General features: G+C 69.5%; 3 protein-coding genes. 2 read left to right on the plus strand and 1 reads right to left on the minus strand.

What is annotated here, in order from left to right; translation table 11 throughout:
* Positions 1–1,248, plus strand: a 1,248-nt coding sequence (gene efeB, locus AC1DEY_RS22940) for an iron uptake transporter deferrochelatase/peroxidase subunit (protein ID WP_476870008.1), incomplete at its 5' end; no start/stop codon positions are given.
* Positions 1,245–1,901: a hypothetical protein gene (locus AC1DEY_RS22945; RefSeq protein WP_476870009.1), complete on the plus strand. Its 657-nt coding sequence runs from the start codon at positions 1,245–1,247 to the stop codon at positions 1,899–1,901. The genes efeB and AC1DEY_RS22945, both read left to right, overlap by 4 nt.
* Positions 1,902–1,919: 18 nt before the next feature.
* On the opposite strand, the gene AC1DEY_RS22950 is transcribed toward AC1DEY_RS22945, so the two are convergent.
* Positions 1,920–2,266: GNAT family N-acetyltransferase (locus tag AC1DEY_RS22950; RefSeq protein ID WP_476870010.1), on the minus strand; the 347-nt coding region annotated here is incomplete at its 5' end.

The following is a 2,266-nucleotide window of genomic DNA, read 5'->3' on the forward strand; positions in this document are numbered from 1 at the left end:
CTCCTGTCCTTCGCCGGCGCCGGCGGCGCGGGCGCCGTCGCCGGCCTGGCGGCCGGTTTCCTCGGCCACGACGCCGTAGCGGCAGCAGCACCTCCGCCGGCAGCGGMGGACATCATCSCCTTCCACGGCGACCGCCAGGCAGGCATCGTSACGCCGGCCCAGGACCGCCTTCACATTGCGGCCTTCGACGTCGTCACGGAGGACCGCGCGGAGCTCATCCGGCTGCTGAAGGACTGGACCGCGGCCGCSGCGGCGATGACCGCGGGGCGCGGCACGGGCAGCAGCGGCGCCGTCGACGGCCCCTACGATGCGCCGCCGGAGGACACGGGMGARACGCTGGACCTTGGGGCCGGAAAGCTCACCCTCACCTTTGGGTTTGGCCCGGGCCTGTTYGAGAAGGACGGCAAGGCCCGCTTCGGCCTGGATGGCCGGCGCCCGGACGCCCTGATCGACCTGCCGCACTTCCCSGGCGATGATCTCCARCCGGGGCGCACCGGCGGCGACATAGTGGTCCAGGCCTGCGCCGACGACCCGCAGGTGGCTGTCCATGCGATCCGGAACCTGGCGCGGATCGGGTTCGGGCAGACACGSGTCCGCTGGTCGCAGCTGGGATTCGGCCGGACCTCCTCCACGTCCAGGGCCCAGACCACGCCGCGGAACCTCTTCGGCTTCAAGGACGGCATCAGCAACCTCAAAGCCGAGGACACCGCACTGCTGGACGAGCACGTCTGGGCCGGCCCGGGAACCCGCCCGGGAGAAGCCTGGATGGCCGGCGGCACCTACCTCGTGGCGCGCCGGATCCGGATGCACATCGAAATCTGGGACCGGACCTCACTGCGCGAACAGGAAGGCCTGATYGGCCGGACCAAGGGCTCGGGCGCACCGCTCTCCGGCGGCGAGGAATTCACCACCCCAAACTTCGACATCACCGGCAGCGGCGGCGAACCGCTGATCCCGCTGGACGCCCACGTCCGCCTCGCGCACTCGAGCCGGAACGACGGCGTCAAGATGCTCCGGCGCGGGTACAACTACACTGACGGATCGGACGGCCTGGGACACCTCGACGCCGGCCTGTTCTTCATCGCTTTCGTGACTGACCCCCGGACCCACTACGTACCCATGCAGCTGGCCATGGCGAAGGAAGACACCCTGGCTCTGGAATACCTCAAGCACACCGGTTCGGGCCTGTTCGCGGTTCCCCCGGGAACCGCGRCGGGAGGCTTCATCGGCGAGGGGCTCTTCACGTGACGGCGGCCCTCACCGACGCCGGGCGGCCGCCGGGCGCTGACGGAACAGGTGTACCTCACAGCACGGAACTGCCGGGACCCGGCATCGTCAAGCCCGCCAGCCCGAGCGGAAAACCCGCCCTGAAACTCGTGCTGCTGGGCGTGGGGTGTTCGGCGGCGTGGCTGGCATCGGTGCTGGTTGGCGGGTTCCTGGACCCCGGGGTGGTGGTCCACCGGGTTGCCCTCGCCGCCCACATCCTGGCCCTCGTGCTGTCCTTCGGGGCCATCCTGGTGCTTGACTGGGTCGGCCTGCTGTGGCTGCTGGGCCGCCGCGACGTCCACGACACCCGGCGGCTCGATTCCGCCGCGCAGCCGCTGATCTGGGGCGGGCTGGCGATCCTGCTCATCTCCGGGGCGCTGCTGCACCCGGACCTGTCCAGCCCTCCGACCCAAATCAAACTTGTGAGCATCTTGGTGCTCATTCTCAACGGACTGGTCCTGACCCGGACCATGAAGCAACTGCACCTGCTGCCGCCGGCAACGCTGTTCACCGCAATGGCGGCCGGGCTGCGGGCACGCTTGCTCGCCGCCCTGTGTGTCTCGCAAGCCTGCTGGTGGACCAGTGTGCTGGTGGGACTGCTCAACAGCACGCTGCGGCGCTGGACGGGCGGATGAGGCGCGTGAGTCCCTTGGCTACCGCGAGTGAGGGAAGATCCGGCTGTGGCGGTTCTCSGAYACGGGCGGRTCGAATCTGGGGTCTTCCAGGGTCGCTCCGTCGTCGTGCCAGCCGCGCTTGCTGTAGAAGCTGATGGCTCGATTGTTGCCAGCCGCCACCCAGAGACAGGCACGGTCGTAGCCGAGKTCGATGAACTTCTGCTCGGCAGCCGCAAACAGGACGGAGCCTGCGCCCCGTGCCCACCAGTCCGGATGCACATTGATCGCGTGGAGCTGGCCGGTTCCGGCGTCCGCGTCGCCCGTGGCGGGACCGAGGATGGCGAAGCCCGCAACCACGTTGCCGGTTTGGACGACGAGGTGGATAG

It is taken from the genome of Arthrobacter sp. 05T47, from assembly GCF_056395825.1.